Annotated in this window: 13 protein-coding genes; 7 read left to right on the top strand and 6 right to left on the bottom strand. The window is 76.6% G+C overall.

Annotated elements, in window-relative coordinates; all coding sequences use genetic code 11:
• Positions 1–5 precede the first annotated feature (5 nt).
• Entirely contained in the window at positions 6–3569 is a 3564-nt protein-coding gene (locus ATJ88_RS05165) for an ATP-dependent helicase (RefSeq protein ID WP_098462903.1), read from the bottom strand.
• Positions 3566–6964, bottom strand: a complete 3399-nt coding sequence (locus ATJ88_RS05160; protein ID WP_245852137.1) for a UrvD/REP family ATP-dependent DNA helicase — start codon at positions 6962–6964, stop codon at positions 3566–3568. The genes ATJ88_RS05165 and ATJ88_RS05160 overlap by 4 nt, the downstream gene beginning before the upstream one ends.
• Positions 6965–7116: 152 nt before the next feature.
• Between ATJ88_RS05160 and ATJ88_RS05155 the strand changes: the two genes are divergently transcribed.
• Positions 7117–7341 carry a DUF3107 domain-containing protein gene (locus ATJ88_RS05155; protein ID WP_098462901.1) on the top strand — a complete coding sequence of 75 codons (225 nt, stop codon included), beginning with the start codon at positions 7117–7119 and terminating at the stop codon, positions 7339–7341.
• Between the two features lie 37 nt (positions 7342–7378).
• Here ATJ88_RS05155 and ATJ88_RS05150 read toward each other — a convergent pair whose 3' ends face one another.
• Positions 7379–8104 carry a ferritin-like fold-containing protein gene (locus tag ATJ88_RS05150; RefSeq protein ID WP_170023521.1) on the bottom strand — a complete coding sequence of 242 codons (726 nt, stop codon included), beginning with the start codon at positions 8102–8104 and terminating at the stop codon, positions 7379–7381.
• Positions 8105–8323: 219 nt separating this feature from the next.
• Here ATJ88_RS05150 and ATJ88_RS05145 point away from each other — a divergent pair, with 219 nt between their 5' ends.
• Positions 8324–9994 (top strand): DEAD/DEAH box helicase, encoded by a 1671-nt coding sequence (locus tag ATJ88_RS05145; RefSeq protein WP_098462899.1) that lies wholly within the window; start codon positions 8324–8326, stop codon positions 9992–9994.
• Between the two features lie 145 nt (positions 9995–10139).
• Positions 10140–10439, top strand: coding sequence for a DUF1905 domain-containing protein (locus ATJ88_RS05140; protein ID WP_098462898.1), 300 nt, complete (start codon positions 10140–10142; stop codon positions 10437–10439).
• A gap of 14 nt (positions 10440–10453) precedes the next feature.
• Here the strand turns inward: ATJ88_RS05140 and ATJ88_RS05135 are convergent, their stop codons facing one another.
• Together ATJ88_RS05135 and ATJ88_RS05130 are read right to left on the bottom strand one after the other, a co-directional pair.
• Entirely contained in the window at positions 10454–11092 is a 639-nt protein-coding gene (locus ATJ88_RS05135; RefSeq protein ID WP_245852135.1) for a MarC family protein, read from the bottom strand.
• Positions 11089–11940: a PHP domain-containing protein gene (locus ATJ88_RS05130; protein ID WP_098462897.1), complete on the bottom strand. Its 852-nt coding sequence runs from the start codon at positions 11938–11940 to the stop codon at positions 11089–11091. The genes ATJ88_RS05135 and ATJ88_RS05130 overlap by 4 nt, the downstream gene beginning before the upstream one ends.
• A gap of 105 nt (positions 11941–12045) precedes the next feature.
• On the opposite strand from ATJ88_RS05130, the gene ATJ88_RS05125 reads away from it, so the two are divergent.
• Both ATJ88_RS05125 and ATJ88_RS05120 read left to right on the top strand, forming a co-directional pair.
• The gene (locus ATJ88_RS05125; RefSeq protein WP_098462896.1) at positions 12046–12873 is read left to right on the top strand and encodes an alpha/beta fold hydrolase; all 828 of its coding nucleotides are present in this window, start codon (positions 12046–12048) and stop codon (positions 12871–12873) included.
• Positions 12870–14387: an aminopeptidase P family protein gene (locus tag ATJ88_RS05120; protein ID WP_098462895.1), complete on the top strand. Its 1518-nt coding sequence runs from the start codon at positions 12870–12872 to the stop codon at positions 14385–14387. Before ATJ88_RS05125 ends, ATJ88_RS05120 begins: the two co-directional genes overlap by 4 nt.
• 81 nt (positions 14388–14468) lie before the next feature.
• On the opposite strand, the gene ATJ88_RS05115 is transcribed toward ATJ88_RS05120, so the two are convergent.
• A complete protein-coding gene (locus tag ATJ88_RS05115) occupies positions 14469–15281 on the bottom strand; it encodes a YflT domain-containing protein (protein ID WP_098462894.1) in 813 nt (270 codons plus the stop codon).
• Positions 15282–15341: 60 nt separating this feature from the next.
• Between ATJ88_RS05115 and ATJ88_RS05110 the strand changes: the two genes are divergently transcribed.
• The gene (locus ATJ88_RS05110) at positions 15342–16490 is read left to right on the top strand and encodes an Mrp/NBP35 family ATP-binding protein (protein ID WP_098462893.1); all 1149 of its coding nucleotides are present in this window, start codon (positions 15342–15344) and stop codon (positions 16488–16490) included.
• A 49-nt stretch (positions 16491–16539) separates the two neighbouring features.
• Complete coding sequence (galK, locus tag ATJ88_RS05105; RefSeq protein ID WP_098462892.1) at positions 16540–17769, top strand: galactokinase; 1230 nt, start codon at positions 16540–16542, stop codon at positions 17767–17769.
• Position 17770 lies beyond the last annotated feature (1 nt).

Genomic DNA, 17770 nt, shown 5'->3' with positions numbered 1-17770 from the left:
GAAGGTCAGCCGCCCCGGACCAGGGCTTCCAGGCCTGCTTCGTCCAGGAGCTCCGCCGGGCGGATGGTGGTGCCGTCGGCCACGTGGACGAACGCGGCGCTGACCTTGTCGACCGGGACGCCCTTCCAGCGGGACCAGGCGAGGCGGTAGGCGGCGAGCTGGACCTCGCGCTGCGCCCGGTCGGCGGGGTCGCGGGGCTCGCGGCCGGTCTTCCAGTCGACGACGACGACGGCGGGCGGCTCGCCCGGGGCGGGGGGCGGCGCGTCGGGGTCGACGAACACGGCGTCGATGCGGGACCGGACCATGACGCCTGCGACGGGGGTCTCGATGTCCTGCTCGACGGCGACGGGGGTGAGCGCCGCCCACCGCGTCTGCCGGAACCGTTCCTTGAGGTCGTCCAGCACGACGTCGTCGTGGGGGTCGGCGTCGTCGGCGCCGGGCATGTCCTCGACGTCGAGGAGGGAGGCGGCGCCGAAGTACTGCTCGACCCAGGCGTGGAACAGGGTGCCGCGGCGGGCGTGCACGGTCGGTTCGACGGGGACGGGACGGCGGAGCTGGCGCGCGAACTCGTCGCGGTCGCGGGCGAGCCGGACCAGCCCGGACGCGGACACGTGGGCGGGGGTCTCGACGGTCGGCTCGACCCGGTCGGCCCGCTCGGCGAGGAGCAGCCGGGCCAGGCCGACGAGGTCGTGCCCGGCCTCGTCGACGAGCCTGCCGTCGGCCGGCGTGTCGTCGACGGCCGCGGCGACGCGTGCGGCGGTCCGGCGGAGCACCTCGCGGGCGGAGGGTGCGTCGACGGGGTGGTCGCCGTCGTGGGTGACGTCGTCCTCGACGTGGGCGCCGGACGTCGGTCCGGTGGCGCCGCCGGAGGCCCCCGGGCGCCGGCCGGGCTCGGGCGCCGGCCACACCCCGGTCGGGACCTCGCCGTCGCGCGGGTTGTCCGTGCCGTCGGGGGCGGGCTCCCAGCCGTCGGCGTCGACGAGCCCGGCCTCGGCGAGCTCCAGCAGGAACGGGGACAGGGTCCGGGGGCGGGCCGCGGTCCCCCACCAGTGGGCCGTGCAGAACAGCTCGCGGCGGGCGCGGGTGAACGCGACGTAGGCGAGCCGTCGTTCCTCGGCGAGCTGGTGCGCGCCGCACTCCAGGACGAACTCGTCGCGCAGGGCCACGAGCTCCTTGGTGTCGGCCACGGTTCCGAGCCGGAGCTCGGGGAGGTCGGCGGCGTCCCCGCGCAGGGGGTAGGGCAGCTCCCCGAGGCCCGAGAGCCAGCCCGGGGAGGTGCGGCCCTTGGACGTCTCCGCGACGGTCGGGAACACGCCGTCGACGAGGCCGGGCACCGCGACGACGTCCCACTCGAGCCCCTTGGCGGCGTGCGCCGTGATGATCTGCACGGCGTCGGGGTCGGGCTCGCGGACCGGCATGTCGAGTCCGCGCTCCTGGTCGTCGGCCACGCCCAGCCAGGCGAGGAACGCACCCAGCGTCGCGACGTCCGCGGACTGCGCGAACGACGCCGCGACGTCGCGGAACGCGTCGAGGTGCTCGCGCCCGCGCCGGCTGACGCCGTCGGCGGCGTACGGGCCGACGGCGGCGAGCCCGTCGGCGAGGAGCTCCGCGGTCGCGACCTCGACGTCCAGGCCGAGCGCACGCTCGGCCGCCACGACGAGCTCCGGCAGGGACAGGTACGTCAGGGAGCGCAGGTCCCGCAGCAGGCGCGCCAGCGCGACCAGCCGGGTGCGCCCGTCCGGGGTGAGGACGCGGCCGTCGCGCGCGGCCCGGCCGGGCTCGGGCAGGTCGTCGAGCGCGTCGACCAGGGAGCGGTGGTCGACGACGTCGCCCTCGACGACGGTGACGTCGTCCGACCCGTCGGCGTCGGGAGCGTCGCTGCCGGGCCGGCGGGGTGCGTCGCGACGGGCGAGGTCGGCCGCCCACGACCCGAGGGCGTGCAGGTCGGCGGCACCGAGGTTGACGCGGGGTCCGGTGAGCAGGCGCAGCAGGGAGTCGCCGCGCGACGGGTCGTGGACGGCCTCCAGCAGGGCGACGACGTCGACGACCTCGGGGGTGGTGAGGAGCCCGCCGAGGCCCACGACCTCGACCGGGAGCCCGCGACGCCGCAGGGCGGTCTCCATCCCCGCGAACTGCGACCGGGCACGGCACAGCACGGCGGCGGTGACGCGGTCGGACCCGTCGGGCCGGGTGGCGCGCCGCCACCGCGCCGCGACGAACTCGGCGACGGCTTCGGCCTCGTCCTCGACGGTGGCGGCGACGTGCGCCCGCACCACGCCGTCACCGGCGCCGGCGCGCAGGTCCAGCGGGGGCACCTGGACGGCCGCGGAGGCGGTCCGCCGCAGGGGGCCGGACGCGACGTTGGCGGCGGCGAGCACGGCGGCGTCGTTACGCCACGAGGTGCTGAGGTAGCGGACGGCGGCCGCGCCACCGTCGACGTGGCGGAAGCGGTCGGGGAACCGGGACAGGCCGGCCGCCGAGGCCCCGCGCCAGCCGTAGATCGACTGGTGCGGGTCGCCGACGGCGGTCACGGCGTGCCCGCCGCCGAACAGCCCGGCCAGCAGCTCGACCTGCGCGTAGGACGTGTCCTGGTACTCGTCGAGCAGCACCGCCCGGTACCGGGCCCGTTCGGCGGCGCCGACCGCGGGGACGCCGCGGGCGAGCTCGGCGGCGAACGCGACCTGGTCGCCGAAGTCGAGGGAGTCGGCGACGCGCTTGCGCCGCCGGTACTCGACGACGAGGTCGAGGAGGCGGGCCCGCTCGGCGACCGACCCGATGAGCTTCTCCACGTCCTGGGTGCGCTGCCGCTGCCGCGGCCCGAGCGGGAGGGCGTCGAGCCGCTCGACGATGTCCTCGAGCGCGGCGCGGGCCTCCTCGACGTCCCGCAGGTGCTCGCCCAGGGCGCCGGACAGCGACAGCACCGCGCCGACGATCGTGCTGACCGCCTTGTCGGTGCGCAGGTCGCCGTCCCACGACTCGACCACCTCGGCGGCGAGCTGCCACTGGTTGGCCTCGCCGAGCAGCCGTGAGCCCGGCTCCACGCCGAGGCGCAGCCCGTGGTCGGCCACGAGGGAGGCCGCGTACGCGTTGTAGGTCGCCACGGTGGGGCGTGCGAGGAGGTCGAGGTCGGCCGTCGTGCGGCCCTCCGCGCGCGCGAGCTGGGCCAGGCGCGACTGGACGCGGGTCGAGAGCTCGCCCGCGGCCTTGCGCGTGAACGTCAGGCCGAGCACCTCCTCCGGCTCGACCAGCCCGTTGGCGATGAGCCAGACGACGCGTGCCGCCATCGTCTCCGTCTTGCCGGACCCGGCGCCGGCCACGACCAGCACCGGTTCCAGCGGGGCCTCGATGACGGCGACCTGCTCGTCCGTGGGCGCGGGCCGCCGCAGCTTCTCCGCGATGTCCCGGGCCGAGTACCGCGGGGCTGCGGGGGCCTGCGGCGACGGCTCCAGCTCGGGGAACCCGAGGCCCGCGTCGCGGTGGTCCGCGCCGAGCGCCGACCACCACTCCTCGTCCGCGAGGGTGTCGGGCGCGGCGTCGTCGGGGACCGGGCCGCCGGGGGGCGTCGTCACGGGATCACCGTCCTTCCCTCGGTCTGCACCGGGCAGCTGCGGCGCACGGGGCACATCCCGCACAGGTCGTTCTGCCGCGCGGTGAACGTGGCGGCCGCCATCGTGTCGGCGGCCTCGGTGACGAGGGTACGGGCCCAGCTCGACCCGTCCGGCTCCGGGTCGAGGGCGGCCTGCTCGCGCAGCGACGGGCCCTTGGTGTCGGTGCCGACGTAGACGAGGCGGGCCCCGGCGCTGCGCGTGCCGTCGGGCAGGTCGAGCGCACCCTCGGTGACCGCCAGCTGGTAGGCGCCGAGCTGCGGGTTCTCCGCGGCCTTGTCCTTCGAAGTCGCGCTGCGGCCGGTCTTGAGGTCGGCCACGGTGACGGCGTCGTCGCCGTCGCGCTCGACACGGTCGATCTTGCCGCGCAGCAGGGCGCGGCCCACGGGGACCTCGAACGCGGGCTCGACGAGCACCGGCTCTCCCGCCTGCGCCGTGTAGGCGGCGAGCCGTTCCACCATCGCCTCGGCCCGGCGGCGCAGCTGGCGGGCCGGCCAGCCGTCGGGCAGCGCGAGCTCCGGCCAGCGCCGGTCCAGCTCCGCGCGCAGCACGGTGAGCGACCCGGCGGGGTGGTCCTCGGCGATGCTGTGCACGAGCGTGCCCAGGCTCTGGTGGGTCGCGTCGGGGGCGGTGCCGCCCGCCGACTCGAACGCCCACCGCACGGCGCAGGTCGTCACCGTGTCGACCTTCGACGGGGAGACGGTCACGACGTCGTCCGGCCCCCACAGGGGGGCGTCGCTGGACGTCGTCGCGACGCCGTACCAGGTGCGCGGGTCGGCCTCCGCCACCCCGGCGTCGGCGAGCCGGGCGAGGAGCGCGGCCGCCGTGCCGGCGGCGTGCGACCCTCCGTCCGCCGCCCGCGACGCGTCCGGCCCGGCGTGGGTGTCCGTGCCCGTCGCCGCGGGCCGGCCGAGGTCGGCGGCGGCCTCCCGCACGAGCTCGGCGCGGGCGGCCGCCACGACACCACGCAGGTCGAGCGGCGGCCCCACGCGCACGCGACGGGGGTCGGGGCCCTCGCCGTCGTCGCCGCGTGGCGAGACGAGGTCGCAGAACACCGACGGGGTCTCCTCGGCGTCCTCCACCGCGGTGACGAGCAGCCGCCGGCGGGCGCGGGACGTGGCGACGGCGAACGAGCGCAGCTCGTCGGCGAGCACCTGCGTGCGCGCCTCCTTGCCGACGCCGTGGGCGTCCCGGCTGCGACCCGCGAGGAGCTCCACCAGCGCCTGCGACCCGAGGAGCGAGTCGCGCAGCCGCAGGTCCGGCCAGACGCCGTCCTGGACCCCCGCGACCACGACGACGTCCCACTCGCGCCCCGCGGCCCCGGCCGGGGTGAGGGCCTCGACGGCCCGGGCACCCGTCGCGGACGCCGCGAGGGAGTCCGCGGGGAGGTCCTGCGAGGACAGGTAGTCGACGAACGACGCGACGGGCGCGCCGGGCATGCGCTCGACGTACGTCTCGGCGGCGCGGAACAGCGCGAGCACGGCGTCGAGGTCACGGTCGGCGCGCACACCCGCGGGGCCCCCGGCGAGGGCGAGGTCGCGCCACCGGTCGGCCAGGCCGGTCGCCGCCCACACGGCCCACAGCACGGTCTGCGCGGTGGCGCCCTCGGCGGCGGCCGCCGCGCGTCCGGCGGCGAGCACGCGCGCCACGGCGGTGGGGCCGCGCCGCACGCCCGGCGGCAGGGTCGCGGCCCGGTCCGGGTCGCCCAGGACCTCGACCAGCAGCGCGTCCGAGGACCGGCCGCCGCCGCCGGACAGCTCCTCGGCGCGCAGCGCACGGCGCAGGCGCCGCAGGGAGACCGCGTCCAGGCCGCCGACCGGGGAGGTGAGCAGCAGCGCCGCCGCGGCCGGGTCCAGGGCTCCGGGGGCGTCGTCCGGCGTGTCGTCGGGCACGCCGTCGGCCGGGAGGCGGAGGTCCGCGAGCATCCGGTCCAGCGCACCGGGACCCGCGCAGATGCGCAGGGCGGCGAGCAGCGGCACCACGGCCGGCTCGTCGCGCAGCGGGACGTCCGAGCCCAGCAGGGCGACCGGGACCGACGCCGCCACGAGGTCGCGGCGCAGCGCGGCGAGGCGATCGCCGCTGCGGGCCACCACGACCATCCGTTCCCAGGGCGTGCCGTGCAGCAGGTGCTCCGCACGCAGCTCGCGGGCGACGTAGGCGGCCTCCTGGGCCGCCCCCGCGAGGACCGCCACGTCGACGCGTGCCGCCCCGGCGTCGCCGCCCGTCCCGGTCCAGGCCGACGACCCGTCGGTCGGCCCGTCGCCGTCGTCCTCCGGTCCCGGGCGGGCGTCCGCCCCGCGGTGCAGCGGCCCGCCGACGGTCGGGACGCGGGACGTGACCGCGCGGGTGACCGCGCGCAGGGGCGCGGGCTGGCGCCACGCCGTGCCGAGGACGACCGGGTGGGCGTCGAGGGCGCCGACCTCGTCACCGCGCGCCCCGGCCCGGCCCACGAGCGCGGGCGCGGCGCCGCGGAACCCCTGGACGGCGAGGTCGGGGTCGGCGGCGAGCAGCAGGCGCGCGCCGCCGGCGCGCAGCACGCCCAGCAGGCGGGCGGTGGCGACGGTCGCCTCCTGGTAGTCGTCGACCACGACCAGGTCCCACGACGGCACGGGGACGTCCGGCACGGTGTCGGACCACGTGGCCAGGGCGTGGGCGGCCTCGTCGACGACGACCGCCGGGTCGTAGCGCGCCCCGACGTCGGGGGTGGCGCCGCGCAGGGCGGAGACGGCGAGGTACTCGTCGTAGAGCTGCCCGCCGAGCACCCACTCGGGACGGTCGTGGCGCCGTCCCAGGTCGGCGAGGTCCTCGGGGCCGAGCCCACGCTCGGCCGCGCGCATCAGCAGGTCGCGCAGCTCCTGGCGCAGGCCGCGCAGGCCGAGGGACTCCGCGGGAAGGCCCGGCGGCAGGGGCAGGGGCACGCCCTCGCCGTCGAGGTGGCCGGCGAGCAGCTCGCCGAGAACCAGGTCCTGCTCGGGACCGGACACGAGGGTGGGGGCGGGATCGCCGAGCGCCTCGTCGCGCGCGCGCAGCACCGCGAACGCGGCCGACGCCGCGGTGCGGACCATGGGTGCGCCGATGGTGCGCCCGGTGGCCGCGGTGACCTCGTCGCGCAGACGCGCCGCGGCCCGGCGGGACGCGGCCAGCACCAGCACCCGACCGGGGTCCGTCCCGGCCTCGACCGCGCGCACGGCGACCTCGCGCACGACCGTGGTCCGCCCGGTGCCCGGTGCACCGACCACCAGCGTCACGGGCTCGACCGCCGCGGCGTCCAGCGCGGCCTGCTGCTGGGGGTCCAGCACGACGGCGGCCCCGGCGCGGGGCGCGGGGGCCGGCGGCACGAGGCGGACGGTGGCGGTCACGGGAGGATTCGACCACGGGCCACCGACACGGGCCGCACCGCGTTCACCCTGCGCGGACGACGCCGTCCTCGCGCCCCGGGCGTGCATAGGATCGGGACGGCCAGGTACCAGCCGGCGTCGCGGTGCGCGACGCCGATCGCGAAGGAGTCAACGTGGAGATCACGATCGGTGTGCAGAACCTCACCCGCGAGCTGGTGGTCGAGACCGACCTCAAGCCCGAGGGCGCGGCCAAGGCCGTGCGCAAGGCGCTGGAGGACGGCACCCCCCTGGAGATCACCGACGCCAAGGGTCGGCTCGTGATCGTGCCGTCGTCGACCATCGGCTACGTGGAGATCGGCAGCGGCGAGCAGCGTCCGGTCGGGTTCGGCTCGCTCTGACGCCGCCCGGACCACCGGCGGCGGCCCGGGCGGACGCTCAGGCCGCCAGCCGGAGCCGGTCCATGCGCCGCGTGTGCTCCGCCGTGAGGCGGGCCACGAGCCAGGACCGCGGGTCGCCGTCGGCGCCGAGCGTGCGGGCGGCGTCCCCGACCAGTGCCGCGAGGTGCGGCCGCGTGTCGACGTGGACGGTGACGAGGCTCAGCGCCTCCCCGACCACGCGACGGCCCCACAGGGCGAGCCTCGCGGCCAGCACCTCGTCACGGACCGCGAGGTCGTCCAGCAGGCGCACCGCCTCCGCGTCCGCCCCGGCCGCGGCCTCCGCCTCGCGTCCCGGCGCCGGACGCTCCAGCACCGTCCGCAGGGACGTGCCGACGTGCCCCTGCACGCCGGCCGCGAGGGTGCGGGCGAAGTCCTGCGCCACGCCGTGCCCGACGACGCCGCGGAGCAGCCCCTCGGCCCAGTCGTCGGTGCGGGTGCGCACGTCGAAGTCGACGAACGCCCCGGCGAACGGACCCAGCACCTGCCCGGCGGCCTCCGCGGAGCCGTCCGACACCAGCCGCAGCAGGGCGTGCTCCCGGGCCAGGGCGCGCGCCGCACCGTCCGCGAGCGCCTGCCGGGCGGCCAGGGTGGGCGCGTCCACGGACCGGGCGGCCAGCAGGCCGAACTCCGCGAGCTCGGTGTAGGCGGCCAGCCCCACGAGCTCGACGACGCCGGCGGGGACGGTGGGGTCGACGCCGGCGGCGCCCGTGGATGCACTGCTCACCGCCCCAGGATAGGCGGCACCGTGACGCACGCCTCCCCCGGTCCGGGGCGGCGTCGGATACCATGGCAGGCGTACCTCGGTTGCCCGGTCGTCTCGATGCTGACCCCCCGCGCGCACCGCGCGACGTGAAATACGCGATCGGCTGCCGACCACCTCGGCGCTGCGACGACCCGCGGCCTGGCCTCGTGGTCCCCGCGCCGACGACCTGCGAAGGCACCAGTGACCACCACAGACACCGCCGCCGACGACGCCACCACGGCCCCGGCGACCACCGACACGCCCGACTTCTCGACCCCCGCGGCCATCCAGGCCCAGGACGTGAGCTTCGCCGACTTCGGCGTCCGCGAGGAGATCGTCGACGCCCTGCGCGACGCGGGCATCACCCACCCCTTCCCGATCCAGGCGATGACGCTGCCGGTCGCGCTGCAGGGCCACGACATCATCGGTCAGGCCAAGACGGGCACCGGCAAGACCCTCGGGTTCGGCGTGCCGCTGCTGCACCGCGTGGCCGCGCCGGGCGAGCCCGAGTTCGACGCGCTGCCCGCGCCGGGCAAGCCGCAGGCGCTCGTCGTCGCCCCGACGCGCGAGCTCGCCGTCCAGGTCGCCAACGACCTGCAGACCGCCTCGAAGCACCGCGGCGTGCGCATCGTGCAGATCTACGGCGGTCGCGCGTACGAGCCGCAGATCGAGGCGCTGAACCGTGGCGCGGAGGTCGTCGTCGGCACGCCGGGCCGCATGGTGGACCTGCTCAACCAGGGGCACCTGAACCTGACCCGCGCCGCCACGGTCGTCCTCGACGAGGCCGACGAGATGCTGGACCTCGGGTTCCTGCCCGACGTCGAGAAGATCCTGGCCCGCACCCCCGCGGTGCGCCACACGATGCTGTTCTCCGCGACGATGCCGGGCGCCGTCGTGTCGATGGCGCGCCGCTACATGAAGCAGCCGACGCACATCCGCGCGGCCGACCCGGACGACGACGGCGCGACGGTGAAGAACACCCGCCAGGTGGTCTACCGGGCGCACGCGCTCGACAAGATCGAGGTCCTGGCGCGCATCCTGCAGTCCGAGGGTCGTGGCCGCACCATCGTCTTCACGCGCACCAAGCGCACCGCCGCGAAGGTGTCGGACGAGCTGCGCGACCGCGGTTTCGCCGCGGGCGCGCTGCACGGCGACCTCGGCCAGGGCGCCCGTGAGCAGGCGCTGCGCGCGCTGCGGCACGGCCACATCGACGTGCTGGTCGCCACGGACGTCGCGGCCCGCGGCATCGACGTCGACGACGTCACGCACGTCGTGAACTACCAGTGCCCGGAGGACGAGCGCACCTACCTGCACCGCATCGGCCGCACCGGCCGCGCGGGCAACAAGGGCACCGCGGTCACGTTCGTCGACTGGGACGACGTGCCGCGCTGGCAGCTCATCGACCGCACCCTGGACCTCGGGTTCCCGGAGCCGGTCGAGACGTACTCGTCGTCGCCGCACCTGTACTCGGACCTCGGCATCCCCGAGGGCACCAAGGGCCGCCTGCCGAAGGCCAAGCAGGAGCTGGGCGGTCTGGACGCCGAGGTCCTGGAGGACCTGGGCGAGACCGGCAAGCGCACGGGCTCGTCGTCGCCGTCCCGCGGTGGCTCCCGCTCCGGCGGTCGTGACGGTGGCCGTGGTGGTCAGCGTGACGGCGGCCGCAGCCGTGGCGGCCAGGGCCAGCGGTCCGGCGGTCAGGAGCGGTCCGGCGGCGAGCGCGCGACCGGTGCCCCGGCGGCCGACAAGCCCGCGGGCGAGGGCTCGGGCGAGGCCCAGCGTCGTCGCCGTCGTCGCCGCACGCGCAGCGGCCGTCCCGACGGCCAGGGCACCCCGGGCGCCCAGGGCGGCGCCCCCGCCCCCGGCACCGACTGATCTCGGCCCCCTCTCGACGTCCGGCCCGTCCCGCCTCCGCGGGGCGGGCCGTTCGTCGTCGGGAGCGCAGCGACGTTCGCGCGGACGACCCGCACCGCACCGCACCCGGGCCCGCCTGTCACCGGCGCGTCGTAACGTCGGGAGGGTGCAGCTCACCTTCACCGCACCCCTGTGGCAGTGGCAGGCCCGTCAGGACGACGCCTGGTGGTTCGTCACGGTGCCCCCGGACGAGTCGGACCTGCTGGCGGACCTGCCGTTGCCGCCGCGCGGCTTCGGGTCGATCCGGGTGGAGGTGACGGTGGGGTCGACGACGTGGCGGACGTCGGTGTTCCCGTCGGACGAGCGCAGGGCGTACGTGCTGCCGATGAAGAAGCAGGTGCGCCGGGCGGAGGGTCTGGAGCCGGACGCGCCCGTCACGGTCCGGCTGGTGACGGTCGACCTCTGAGCCGGTAGGGCCGGTCAGGCGGTCTGCACGAACTCGACGACGGCGTCGGCGATGTGCTGCACGGCGATGGCGGCGAGCAGGATGCCGGCGATGCGGGTGATGAGGGTGACGCCGGAGTCGCGCAGGACGCGGTGCAGGGCGTCGGCGAACCGCATGGCGAGGTAGAGGCAGACGTGGACGAGCACGATCGCGACGGTGATGGCGACGGCCGAGGGCACCCACGAGCCGTCGGTGGTGTGGGCCTGCTGGACGAACACCATGGTGGCGACGATGGCGCCGGGTCCGGCGAGCAGGGGTGTGCCGAGCGGGACGAGGGCGACGTTCGCGCCGGCGGTGGCGGCGGTCGCCTCGCCGTTCTCGAAGTGCCCGGTGAGGAGCTGCATGGCGACGATGAGCAGCAGCAGGCCGCCTGCGGCCTGGAGGGCGGGCAGCGAGATCCCCATGTAGGCGAGGAGCTGCTGCCCGAACAGCGCGAACGACACGATGACGCCGAACGCCACCCCGACGGCCTGGAGGGCGGCCCGCTTGCGCTGCTTGGCGCCCATCGTCGAGGTCAGGGCGAGGAACACGGGGATCGTGCCGGGCGGGTCCATGATGACGAACAGCGTGACGAACGCCTGGGTGAACAGGGTCATGTCGATGACGGAGCTCACGGGTGCAGCACCTCCAGCAGCCCGCGTGCGGCGATGGCGTCGAGGACCTCGGGGGCGGTGGTGCGCTCCCCGATCCGGTTGAGCTTGCCGGTGCCGTGGTAGTCGCTGGACCCGGTGACGAGCAGCCCGAGGTCGGTGGCGAGGCCGCGCAGCGCGGACCGTTCGACGTCGTCGTGGTCGCGGTGGTCGACCTCGAGCCCGGCCATCCCGGCGGCGGCGAGCTCGGCGATCGTGTCGTCGGTGACGACGCGTCCACGTCGTCCGGCGCGGGGGTGCGCCATGACGGGGACGCCGCCGGCGGCGAGGACGGCGCGCACCGCGTCGACGGTGTCGGGGGCGTAGTGCGGCACGTAGTAGCGGGCGCCGGGGTGCAGGATCGTCGCGAACGCCTCGTCGCGGTCGGCGACGACGCCGGCGGCGACGAGCGCGTCGGCGAGGTGCGGTCGGCCCACGGTGGCACCGTCGGCGGTCTGCGCGAGGACGTCGTCCCAGGTGAGGGGGTGGTCCTGCGCGAGGAGGTCGACCATGCGGCGGGCGCGGGCGACGCGGTCGTCGCGGGTGCGGTCCATCGCGGCGACGAGGTCGGGGTGCGCCGGGTCGGGCAGGTAGGCGAGCAGGTGGACGCTGATGCCGCCGTCGGGCGTCGCGGCGCGGGTGGAGAGCTCGATGCCGCGGACCAGGGCCACGCCGGTCGCGGCGACGGCCTCGGCGGCCTCGGCCCAGCCCGCCGTGGTGTCGTGGTCGGTGAGCGCGACGACGCGCACGCCGGCCGCGGCGGCGGCCGCGAGCAGCTCGCGCGGCGTCTCCGTCCCGTCGGAGGCGCGCGAGTGGGTGTGCAGGTCGATCACGCGCCAAGTGTAGAGAGGTGGCGGCCGCTCCCCCACACGGTCTCCACCGGCCCCGCCCGGGCCGCACGCCCGTCGTGCGGGCCCGCGCGCCACGATGGGAGGACCATGACGTTCCTCCTCGCTCCCCCGCCCACGTCCCCGACACCGCCCGCGTCCCCGGCCGCTGAGCCGCTGGGCGTGGTGCTCGTGCACGGCATGCGGCAGAGCTCACGGACCTGGGCGGCGCAGGAGGCGCACCTGCGGCGGGCCGGCCACGCGGTGGCACCCGTGGACCTGCCCGGGCACGGGTCGCGCATCCGGGAGCGTTTCACGCTGGCGCGGGCGCACGCGGTGCTCGACGAGGCGGTCGCGTCGCTGCCGGCCGACCTCCCCGTCGTCGTGGTGGGTCAGTCGCTGGGCGGGTACGTGACGCTCGGCTGGGCCGCCGGGCTGTCCCGTGCCGGCACGCTCGGCCGCCTGGCCGGCGTGGTCGCGTCGGGGTGCAGCACGGACCCGCTCGGCAAGCCGGTCGCGCTGTACCGCGGGGCGGCGGACCGGGTGGCGCGGACCGCGGCGTCCGTCCGCGCCCGCTGGGGCCGGGGCACCCCCCGGCCGCGCACGTCGCCCGACGGGTCGACCCGCCCCGCGTGGGGTCTCGTCACGGACGCCCTCGGCCAGCTCGCGGGCCGGTCGTCGTTGGCGGACCTCGCGGCGGTCCGCGTCCCGGTGTGGCTCGTCAACGGGTCCCGCTGCCACCTGCGCTGGCAGGAGCAGGCCCACCTGCGCGCGGCGGAGCGGGGCGCGCTGGTCGTGGTGCCCCGCACCGGCCACGACGTCCAGCTGGAGGCGCCGCAGGTGTACAACCGCATCCTGTCGCGCGCCCTGTCGGACTTCACGCGGCGCGGCGCCCGGGCCGTCGCGGGCGACGCCGAGGGTGCGACACTGAGGGCATGAGCGACACGACCTCCGTCGAGCAGGAGCTCGAGGACCGCGGGAGCAACCGGTCCCAGCGTCCCGACTCGCAGGCCTTCAAGGACTTCATCACCTCCGGGTGGGGACCCCGCGCGGACCTCGGCGTGACGCCGGGTCGCGCGGTGCCGTTCACCGCGTCCCGCCGCGCCCGGCTCTCCGCGGCGTTCGCTGGGACGCGGCTGGTGCTCCCCGCCGGCCCGCTGAAGCAGCGGTCCAACGACACGGACTACCGGTTCCGCCCGCACTCGGCGTTCGCGCACCTCACCGGGTTCGGCACCGACCAGGAGCCCGACGCCGTGCTGGTGCTGCACCCCACGGCGGAGGGCGCCGGCGACGACGGCTCGAACCACCACGCGGTGCTGTACGTGCGGCCCCTCGCCCCCCGCGACACCGAGGAGTTCTACGCGGACTCCCGGTACGGCGAGTTCTGGGTCGGCGCCCGGCCCTCCCTGGACGACGTCACGACGGCGACGGGCGTCGAGGCCCGGCACGTCGACGAGCTGCGCGAGGCGCTGGCCAAGGACCTCGGCGTCGACGGCGTGCGGATCCTCGTCGTGGCGGAGGCCGACGACGAGATCACGGCCGTCGTGGAGGCGCTGCGCGAGGAGTACGGCATCGCCGAGGACGCGTCGGACGCCGCCCTCGCGGAGGCAGCCTCCGAGCTGCGCCTCGTCAAGGACGAGCTGGAGATCGAGCTCATGCGGGAGGCCGTGGGCCGCACGATCGACGGCTTCGAGGCCGTCGTCCGGTCGCTGCCGCGCGCCGTGGAGCACCGTCGGGGCGAGCGCGTCATCGAGACGACGTTCGACGCGCACGCGCGCCTCGAGGGCAACACGGTGGGCTACGAGACGATCGCCGCGGCCGGCGAGCACGCCACCACGCTGCACTGGATCACGAACGACGGCCAGGTGCGCCGCGGCGAGATGGTGCTCGTGGACGCGGGCGTCGAGGTCGACGAGCTGTACACCGCCGACGTCACGCGCACGCTGCCCGTGGACGGCACGTTCACCGACGTCCAGCGGCGCATCTACACCGCGGTGCTCGACGCGGCGGACGCCGCGTTCGCCGTCGCGGTGCCGGGCGCGCGGTTCCGGGACATCCACGCCGCGGCGATGGAGGTCATCGCGGCCCGGCTCGAGGAGTGGGGCCTGCTGCCCGTCACCGCGGCCGAGTCGCTGGCCCCCGAGGGTCAGCAGCACCGCCGCTGGATGGTGCACGGCACGTCGCACCACCTGGGTCTGGACGTGCACGACTGCGCGCAGGCCCGCCGCGAGATGTACCTCGACGGCGTGCTGGAGCCCGGCATGGTGTTCACCATCGAGCCGGGCCTGTACTTCAAGGCGGACGACCTCGCGGTGCCCGAGGAGTACCGCGGCATCGGCGTCCGCATCGAGGACGACGTGCTGGTGACGGCCGACGGCAACGAGAACCTGTCGGCGGGGCTGCCGCGCCGCCCGGAGGACGTCGAGGCCTGGATGGCGGGCCTGCGCGACTGAGACCCGCCTGCGTCCCGGACGAGCGACGAAGGGGCCGGTCCGGCAGCCACGGCTGCCGGACCGGCCCCTTCGTCGCTCAGGTCAGCGGTCCGACCTCCCCGGGGGCGCCCACGGGTCCTCCGGGTCGGAGCCGCCGGGCTGCGGGGCGTCCTGCGACGGCTGCGGGTTCGACGGCCCTTCCCCGCCGGCGACGGACGTCGTCGACGAGCCGCTGCCCGCGTCCGGCGCGACGGGCTGCTCCGGCGCCGGGGCCGGGGTGTCGCCCTCGGGACGCATCGCCCCGTAGCGGGGGGCGCCGTCGGGCATCGTCCAGCGCGGGTCGGGGGTCGACGGAGCCGGGGCCGAGGGCGCCGAGGCCGGCGACGCGGGGTTCGTCGTGGCGGCGGGGCGTTCCGGTCGGCGCGGCTTGCCCACCCCGCTCGGGGAGTCGGCCAGCATGCGGCGGGCCTCGCCCGCGTGCTCCGACGCGCACAGCAGCGCGTACGTGGACGCGACGATCTGCGACTGCGACGTGAAGTCGCGGCGGCCGCCGGTGAACGCGTAGGACAGCACGGAGAACATCAGGCCGAACCCGGCACCGAGGGCCATGGCCACGAGCAGCACGCTGGAGGCGCCCCCGGCGAACAGCGTGAGCAGCAGGCCCACGAAGAACCCGAACCAGGCACCCGACAGCGCACCCGCGAGCGCGACACGGCCGTACGTGAGACGGCCGGTGACCCGCTCGACCATGCGCAGGTCGGTGCCCACGATGGTGACGTGCTGCACGGGGAACTTCTCGTCGGACAGGTAGTCGACCGCCTTCTGGGCCTCCAGGTAGGAGTCGTAGGCCGCCACCTCGTCGCCCTGCGGCAGGGTGGGGACGCGGGGCACGGGCGTCGCGCGGCTGAAGCTCATTCGCCCAGTATTTCCTACTGTGCGCACCGGGGCCACACACGGTCCGCCTACGATCGGGGGATGAGCACCGCCACCCTCGCCGAGCAGGTCCGCGCCGCGCTGTCCACGGTCGTCGACCCGGAGATCCGCCGCCCGCTCACGGAGCTGGACATGGTCCGTTCCGTGGAGGTGCGGGACACCGACGCGGGCGCGCACGTCGTGGTGGGGATCGACCTCACGGTGGCGGGCTGCCCCATGAAGTCGCAGCTCGTGTCGGAGGTCACCGCGGCGACGGTCGAGGTGGACGGGGTGGCGTCCGCGGAGGTGGAGCTGGGCGTGATGACGCCGGAGCAGCGGGCGTCGATGCGGTCCCGGCTGCGGGGCGGCTCGGGCGACCCGGTGATCCCGTTCTCCCAGCCGGGCTCGCTGACCAAGGTGATCGCGGTGGCGTCCGGCAAGGGCGGGGTCGGCAAGTCGTCGGTGACGGCGAACCTGGCGGTGGCGATGGCGGCCGACGGGCTCGCCGTGGGGGTCGTGGACGCCGACATCTACGGCTTCTCGGTCCCGCGGATGCTGGGCGTGGACCGGCAGCCGACACGCGTCGACTCGATGCTGCTGCCCCCGATCGCGCACGGGGTGAAGGTGGTCTCGATCGGCATGTTCGTGCCGGAGGGGCAGCCGGTGGTGTGGCGCGGCCCGATGCTGCACCGCGCGCTGGAGCAGTTCCTGGCGGACGTGTTCTGGGGCGACCTGGACGTGCTGCTCCTGGACCTGCCGCCGGGGACGGGCGACATCGCGATCTCGGTGGCGCAGCTGCTGCCGGGCAGCGAGATCCTCGTCGTGACGACGCCGCAGGTCGCGGCCGCCGAGGTCGCGGAACGCGCCGGGTCGATCGCGACGCAGACGTCGCAGGGCCTGGTGGGCGTGGTGGAGAACATGTCGTGGCTGGAGCAGCCGGACGGTTCGCGCCTGGAGGTGTTCGGGGCGGGCGGCGGCGCGGCGGTCGCGGAGCGGCTGTCGACGGCGGTCGGCCAGGACGTGCCGCTGCTGGGCCAGGTGCCGCTGGACGTCGCCGTGCGCGAGGGCGGCGACGCCGGCACGCCCGTGGTGCTCACCGCGCCCGACTCCCCCGGGGCGCGCGTGCTGCGGGACGTCGCACGCACCGTGGCGGGGCGTCGCCGCGGGCTGGCGGGACGGCAGCTGGGCGTGACGCCCGTCAGCGCGTCCTGACGGCGGACGGCGGTCCGGGAGCGGTCACAGGTCGGCGATACTGAGCACCATGACGTCTCCCCAGTGGCTCGATTCCTGGTCCGCCGCCGACGGCGCCGCGCGCGTCCGCACCCTGTTCACCGACGCCTTCGGCGCCGACGCCGCACCCGACGGTGTCTGGTCGGCGCCCGGCCGCGTCAACCTCATCGGGGAGCACACCGACTACAACGCCGGCCTCGCCCTGCCCGTCGCGCTCCCCCACCGCACGTTCGTCGCGCTGCGCTCCCGCGCCGACGACGTGGTCCGCCTCGCCTCCGCGCAGGCCCCCGGGCAGACCTGGGAGACGACGCTGGCCGACGTCGGCCCCGGCGTCACCACCGGCTGGGGCGCCTACGTCGCCGGCGTCGCGTGGGCGCTGCGCGAGGCCGGGCACGCCGTCACCGGGTTCGACGCCGTCGTCGACTCGTGCGTGCCGTTCGGGGCCGGGCTGTCGTCGTCCGCCGCCCTGGAGTGCGCCGTCGCCGTCGCGCTCGACGCCGTGCACGACCTCGGGCTCGCCGCCGACGACGCGGGCCGCGCCGAGCTGTCCGCCGCCTGCGTGCGCGCGGAGAACGAGATCGCGGGCGCCCCCACGGGCGGCATGGACCAGGCCGCGTCCCTGCGCTGCTCGGCCGGGCACGCGCTGCTGCTGGACTGCCGCCCGGGGCTGTCGGCCCTGGACTCGGGCCACCGCGTGCCGTTCGACCTCGTCCCGGCGGGCCTGACCCTGCTCGTCGTCGACACCCGCGCGGAGCACGCGCTCGTCGACGGCCAGTACGCCGCGCGCCGGGCCGCCTGCGAGCGGGCCGCCGCGCTCCTGGGCGTCGAGAACCTCCGCGCGATCGACCCGGCCGACCTGGACGACGCGCTCGCCCGCCTGGCCGACGCCGAGGACGGCGCGACGCTGCAGGCGCGCGTGCGCCACGTCGTCACCGAGATCGATCGCACCGCACGGTTCGCCGAGCTGGTCCAGGCCGGTCGGCTCACCGACGTCGGCCCCCTCATGGACGCCTCCCACGACTCCCTGCGGGACGACTACGAGGTCTCCGCACGCGAGCTCGACCTCGTCGTCGACACGGCGCGCGCCCACGGCGCGCTCGGCGCCCGCATGACCGGCGGCGGGTTCGGCGGCTCCGCCATCGCGCTGTTGCGCGCCGACGCCGTCGCGCCGGTCGTCGCCGCGATCCAGGCGGCGTTCGAGGACGCCGGCCTCACCGCGCCGGGGTTCCTGCTCTCCCCGCCCTCGCAGCCCGCGGGCTGAC

It is taken from the genome of Isoptericola jiangsuensis (assembly GCF_002563715.1).
Classification (GTDB): Bacteria; Actinomycetota; Actinomycetes; order Actinomycetales; family Cellulomonadaceae; genus Isoptericola; species Isoptericola jiangsuensis.
This window is presented reverse-complemented; position numbering and strand designations above follow the sequence as displayed.

Coding starts and splice junctions, on each gene's coding strand:
- ATJ88_RS05125 (WP_098462896.1), top strand. CDS start 12,046: ATGACGTTCCTCCTCGCTCCCCCGCCCACGTCCCCGACACCGCCCGCG.
- ATJ88_RS05120 (WP_098462895.1), top strand. CDS start 12,870: ATGAGCGACACGACCTCCGTCGAGCAGGAGCTCGAGGACCGCGGGAGC.
- ATJ88_RS05115 (WP_098462894.1), bottom strand. CDS start 15,281: ATGAGCTTCAGCCGCGCGACGCCCGTGCCCCGCGTCCCCACCCTGCCG.
- ATJ88_RS05110 (WP_098462893.1), top strand. CDS start 15,342: ATGAGCACCGCCACCCTCGCCGAGCAGGTCCGCGCCGCGCTGTCCACG.
- galK (WP_098462892.1), top strand. CDS start 16,540: ATGACGTCTCCCCAGTGGCTCGATTCCTGGTCCGCCGCCGACGGCGCC.